Source organism: uncultured Neisseria sp. (assembly GCF_951230505.1).
Lineage (GTDB): Bacteria > Pseudomonadota > Gammaproteobacteria > Burkholderiales > Neisseriaceae > Neisseria.
Map to the genome: position 1 here is coordinate 1 of NZ_CATNVN010000104.1, position 6,440 is coordinate 6,440.

Annotated in this window: 4 protein-coding genes; all 4 read left to right on the forward strand. The window is 49.9% G+C overall.

Features of this window, described 5'->3' with window-relative positions:
• The first annotated feature begins 333 nt into the window (after nt 1–333).
• The 4 genes from Q1M25_RS07205 (at nt 334) to glnD (ending at nt 5,914) form a co-directional block, all read left to right on the forward strand.
• On the forward strand, nt 334–2,085 hold the full coding sequence (locus Q1M25_RS07205) for a M61 family metallopeptidase (protein WP_300483389.1): 1,752 nt from the start codon (nt 334–336) through the stop codon (nt 2,083–2,085).
• A gap of 78 nt (nt 2,086–2,163) precedes the next feature.
• Entirely contained in the window at nt 2,164–2,604 is a 441-nt protein-coding gene (locus Q1M25_RS07210) for a TIGR01244 family sulfur transferase (RefSeq protein WP_300483391.1), read from the forward strand.
• Nucleotides 2,605–3,039: 435 nt separating this feature from the next.
• Nucleotides 3,040–3,336, forward strand: coding sequence for a helix-turn-helix domain-containing protein (locus Q1M25_RS07215; protein ID WP_070606972.1), 297 nt, complete (start codon nt 3,040–3,042; stop codon nt 3,334–3,336).
• Nucleotides 3,337–3,355: 19 nt separating this feature from the next.
• Complete coding sequence (glnD, locus tag Q1M25_RS07220) at nt 3,356–5,914, forward strand: [protein-PII] uridylyltransferase (RefSeq protein WP_300483394.1); 2,559 nt, start codon at nt 3,356–3,358, stop codon at nt 5,912–5,914.
• The last annotated feature ends 526 nt before the right edge of the window (nt 5,915–6,440 follow it).

Genomic DNA, 6,440 nt, shown 5'->3' on the forward strand with positions numbered 1-6,440 from the left:
ATGGAAGTCTCCATAAATTATGGGTATAAAAAATTTTTATCTCACCCCAACCCCTGCATTTACGAAAAACGCAATACGGCCAAGGCTCAAATTTTTCTAAATTTAACATAGACACCACAACATGCCAAGCAAAATTACATTCCACATTGCATAAAATATTTAGCAAGACATAAATTCATTTCTTTTATAATCAATAAATTATTAAAACATACGCATTAAATCGGACATGGTATTTTTTCAAGCCCCCTTTTTCATACAGTTTTATTGATATAGATTAAGCCTACCCTTTAAACCCCCTATTCTTAATAAACTTTAGCAAATTAACCAATAGCCATGATTAATTACGAAATTACTCCCAACTTTCTGTCTCATGAATGGCACATCACCTTATCATTCACTCAAACCAATGATTCTGAAACAGAAATCAGCCTACCAAACTGGGTTCCCGGCAGCTACCTCATCCGTGACTTTGCCCGCCACATCACACACATCAACGCGCACTGCAACGGCAAAGCCCAGCCGCTGACACAAACCAGCAAAAACCATTGGCAAACCCCTGCTCTCAGTGGAGCGTGGGAAATTTACTACACTGTTTACGCATTCGACTTATCAGTTCGCGGCTCGTTCCTCAGCACCGAGCGTGGCTTTTTCGACGGCGCGTGCCTATTCTTAAAAGTACACGGACAAGAGCAACAACCGCACCAAGTCGAATTTCCTACCCTGCCGCACACATGGCAGATAGCCACCACCCTGCCCCAAACCTCGGCGATCACTTTTCAGACGGCCTCATACACCGAGCTTATCGACCACCCGGTTGAAACAGGCATCATCGAATTTCTCGAATTTGAAGCACAAGGCATCCCCCACCGTATTGCATTAAGCGGCATCTATCCTGATTTCGATCGCACCCGCTTCCTCGCCGATATTCAAAAAATCTGCGAAACCGAGTTAGCGATGTTCCCCTTCCCTGCCCCGTTTACCGAATACCTTTTCTTACTACATCTGGGCGACAACCTCTACGGTGGACTGGAACACATCAGCAGCACCGCCCTGCTTGCCGACCGCCACAGTCTGCCATCTTACGATATGGGCGAAGCCGACAAAGCCTATACCGAACTGCTCGGCCTCTTCTCCCATGAATACTTCCACGCATGGAACGTTAAATCCATCAAACCGGCCGTCTTCGCACCTTACAACCTCGACCAAGAAAACTACACCGAGCAACTTTGGGCATTTGAAGGCATTACCTCCTACTACGACGACCTCTTTCTAGCCCGAAGCAAAACCATCAGCCCCGAAGCCTACCTTACCCTGCTTGCACAAAGCATCACACGCGTACAGCAGACACAAGGCCGTCTGAAACAAACACTTGCCCAATCCAGTTTCAGCGCATGGGACAAGTTCTACAAACAAGACGAAAACAGCCCTAACGCCATCGTCAGCTATTATCAAAAAGGCGCACTGGCCGCACTTTGCCTCGACCTCATCATCCGTGAAAAAAGCCAAGGCAAATACAACCTCGACAGCGTGATGCAGCAACACTATCGTGACTGGTGCAACACCCATCAAGGCATACCCGAAAAACACTGGCAATCCCGTTGTCAAGAAATAACCGGTTTAGATTTAGAAACCTTCTTTCAGACGGCCTTATACAGCACCGAAGACCTTCCGCTCGCAGAATGCCTGCAAAGCGTAGGCATCAAACTTGACTTCATCCCTCTGCCACGCCAGCACGGCGGAGCATTTGCAAGCGAACCCCAATCGGTTGCCCCAGCCAACGATTTGGGCGCACGTTTCAAACAAAGTAGCGACCATGCCGTCCTGACTCATGTATTTAATGGCGGCAGCGCAGAAAATGCCGGACTCTGCCCGCAAGACAAAATCATCGCCCTAGGCGGCTATGCCTGCAACGACCTTGCGGCACAGTGGAGCAAACTGCCTATCGGCACGCGCACCACCATCCATTTCTTCCGCCAAGGCCTGTTGCGCGAGACCAGCATCACAGTTCAAGCGGCAGAAGCCAATACCGCCCTGCTGCAGATTACCGATCGCCAAAAACTCGAAAACTGGTTGTACAATCATTAAATAAAACTTCAAACGGCCTGCCACTTCCTAGGCCGTCTGAAATCAACATATCCGCTCAATATAAAGAAAGGAAAAACTATGCCCATCCGTAAACTGACCGACACCCTCTATATCGCCCCCCAACTGACCGAAGCAGATGTCCAAGAAGCCGTACGCCTCGGCATCCAAACCGTCATCTGCAACCGCCCGGACGGCGAAGAAGAAAACCAACCGGCTTTTGCCGAAGTACAAAACTGGTTTAAAGAGGCCGGCATCAACCAATTCTCACACCAGCCCGTCGTTGCGCCTCAAATCAACGCAGCCGATGTTGCAGCCTTCCAAAATCTGTTGCAACAATCCCCGGCTCCTATCCTTGCCTTCTGCCGTACTGGTACTCGCTGCTCCCTGCTTTGGGGTTATCATCAAGTGCAACACGGCGTATCTGTAGCCGAAGTAGTTGCCGCAGCCGAGCAGGCAGGCGTCAATCTCAGCAACTTTGAAGCCCGCCTGCAAGAAGCCAAAGATAAAGGTTTGGCTTAATGCTTAATTTATATAAGTAGCAGCCTTTAAACCGATCAGGCCGTCTGAAACCCATTTTTCAGACGGCCTAATGACTTTTATTCACAATCAAACCTTATTTTTAATTTATTTCCACTATCCTAAAAATATATTTTCTAAATCAAGCCCGAATTGACCTGTATCAATACCCCAACCCTATTTTCATTTATAATGCCTTTCAATACTTCAGGGTCAAGCCCGAATCATCCAGTTTTCCTCTATAAGAGCCAGCTCTCTTATTAAATGATTTTTCTTTCCTCTTGATGTGTGTGTGTTTGGGTGTGGCCGAAAGCCACCCCCTTTTTTTTATACCTACCCCCTTTAAGGCCGTCTGAAAACTTTCAGACGGCCTTTCCTTTCCCCTCACAAAAATAGTATAAAATCCCCTTATCGTTCAAACTACAAACTCAAAACACCATGGTCAACAAACTCACTCCCCCTCCCAGCCTGCCCGATCCGCAAGACCTCCGCGCCATTATCGCTTACAACATGCGCCTCTATCGCGTCAATCACGGCTGGTCGCAAGAAGAACTGGCACGCCAATGCGGACTTGACCGCACCTACGTTTCCGCCGTCGAGCGCAAACGCTGGAACATCGCCCTTTCCAACATCGAAAAAATCGCATCCGCGCTTAAAATCGCCCCTTACAAACTCCTCCTTCCGCCGCAAGAAATGCTCCGCCAAATGACTGAGCCTGCCGATACCCAAGCCTAATTCACAGCCAGACACCATTATGACCGTCGCCCAACAAGCCATCAAAACCTATCAGCAGCAAAAAGCCGCAGCAGAAACTGCCTACCGCCAAAACAACCGCCCTACCGCTTACTTCCGCGACCATATCACCGCTGCCGAAACCCTGCTGCAAACCCTCTGGCAAATCCATTTCCCCGACAGCAACGACATCAGCCTCATTGCCATCGGCGGCTTTGGGCGTTGCGAACTCTATCCCCATTCCGACTGGGATTTAGCGATTATTTCCTCCACTCCTTTTTCAGACGGCCTACAACAACAAACCGCCCAATTTATCCAAACCCTTTGGGACGCACGCCTCAATCCGGCCATCAAAAGCGGCAGCATAGAAGAAATCCTCCAAAGTACCCAAAACGACATTACCGGCGAAACCGCCTTTCTTGAAGCACGCCACCTACAAGGCAATGCCGACCTTACCGCCCAACTTCTAAACAAACTCAACACACGCCGCGACACAGCCGCCTTTATCGAAGCCAAACTCCTCGAAATGGAGCAACGCCATACCAAATCCCAAGGCACAGGCGCACAACTCGAACCCAACATCAAAACCTGCCCCGGCGGCCTGCGCGACATCCACACACTTATCTGGACAGCCAAAGCACAAGGCATAGACAGCAACCCCACCGCCCTCGTTACCGCCGGCGTCCTCACACGCACCGAAGCCGGCATGCTGGCCCATGGCTACCGCCGTCTTGCCAACATCCGCATTCATCTCCACCTTACCGCCGACCGCCCCGAAGACAGGCTGCTTTTCGACTACCAGTCCCAAGTTGCCGAAAGCTTAGGCTATACCCAACCCGACATCCGCGGCCGAAGCGAAGCCCTGATGCACACCTTCTACCGCGCTACCAAAGCCATCAAACAACTCAACGGCATCCTCATTCCGGTTCTCAAAAACCATCAAACCTCCAGCCGTCCCCGACATATCCACCCCATCGACAGCCGCTACAAACGCATCGGCCACCAAATCGCCGCCAACGACCTTGCCCTGTTCGAGCAAAATCCCGAACACATCTTCACCATCATCCAAACCATGCAGGAGCAAAACATCACCACCATCGAGCCGCAAACCCTGCGTGCATGGTGGGCGGCCACACGAAAAATCAATACCCGTTTCACCCAAAATCCAGAAAACCGCCGCCGCTTCATCCAATTCTTCAAACACGGTACCGGCCTCACCCAAACCCTCCGTTTTCTCAACCTCTACGGCGTACTTGGCCGCTATCTCCCCGCATGGGAAAAAATCACCGGCCTGCTCCAACACGACCTCTTCCATATTTACCCCGTAGACGACCATATTCTGACCGTCGTCCGCAATATGCGCCGTCTCGCCATCGAAACCCACAGCCACGAAATGCCCGAAGCCAGCGCCATCATGCAGGCCTACCCAAGACCACATGTCCTCTACACCGCAGCCCTGCTACACGACATCGCCAAAGGCCGTGGCGGCGATCACGCAAAAGAAGGCATCAAAGACGCACAACAATTCGCCGCCAACCACTACTACACCGAAGAAGAAAGCCACCTCCTCGCATGGCTGGTTGAAAACCACCTGCTCATGTCCACCGTTGCCCAAAAAGAAGACATCCAAGATCCCCATGTCCTCCAAGCCTTTTGCCGCCGTATTCCCACACGCGAATACCTCGACGCACTCTATCTGCTTACCATTGCCGACATCCGCGGCACCAACCCAAAACTTTGGAACACATGGCGTGCCAGCCTACTCCAAACCCTCTACCACAGCACCGCCGCCGTTTTAAACAGCAAACATCACGATCCCGAACGCCTCCCCAACCGGCGCGAACAAGCCTCGACCGATCAGCTCACGCGCGCGGCTGTTCCCCTCAAAAACCAACAAAAACTCCGCCGCATCCTCGGCAGTGCATACTACGTCCGCCATCAAACGCGAGAAATCCTCTGGCACACCGCAAACCTCGCCTACGACACCCAAAGTCCGGCCGTCCGCAGCCGCATCCTTCCCCAAAGCAACAGCCTTCAAGTCATGGTCTTCATGCCCAATGGCGACCGCCTCTTTGCACGCCTCTGCCGCATCTTCAGCAGCCACCGTTTCGACATCCAAGCCGCCCGCGCCTTCATTACCGAGCACGACTACATCCTCGACACCTTTATCCTGCAACTTCCCAACAATCTCCCGCCCGAAGAATATCCCGACCGCCAAAGCGCACTCGAAGCCGAGCTCAACAGCTTCATCCACGGCAATACCACCGTCCAAAAACAAAGCGGCCGCCCACACATCAGCCGCCGCATCCGCCACATCCCCATTCCGCCTACCGTAATCATCACCCCCGAAGAAGATTATCCCGGCTGGCACACCATAGACATCACCGCCGTCAACCGCCCCCACCTCCTCGCCGACATCGCCGAGACCTTCTTCGCACACAACATCAGCCTGCGCTACGCCAAAATCACCACCTTGGATCAGCGCATTGAGGACAGCTTCATTACCTACAGCCCATCCCTACAAGACCCGCAAACCCAAAATACCCTAAAACAAGCATTGATCGAAGTCTTGACCCCATAAAGGCCGTCTGAACATCTTAAAAACATAGGGTGAGCATTTTTTGCTCACCCTAATCACATCCAAATATATAAACATCCTGAATATACCCTTCTCAAACATTCAAGAAATCCAAAGCCTTAAAATTCAAAATCAGACCTTTACTATGACATAAAACTACATTCTAAAATCATAACCCATATGAATATAATTCTAATAACAAATTTTCATTCACCTATTACACCAAATCCTCTTTAAAAATTCTTCCTTCCAAATTTTCTCCTTATCTGTATTCAAACAAAATACGCATACAAAATAAAACCTATAAAAAACAAAAAAATAAAATCACAAAATATTAAACTCACCGATTAATCCATAAAGATACCGTCCATCTAAATCAATTAACATATTATTGAATAAGCTTAATTTCTGACAAAAACCGTCACACACCCAAACTTGTCTCCCTTCCCTGTCACAAAAAACACAAAACTGACAAAAAACGTCAACCACCCAATTTCCCTAAAATCCTGAAACTTTCAAACAAAACCTC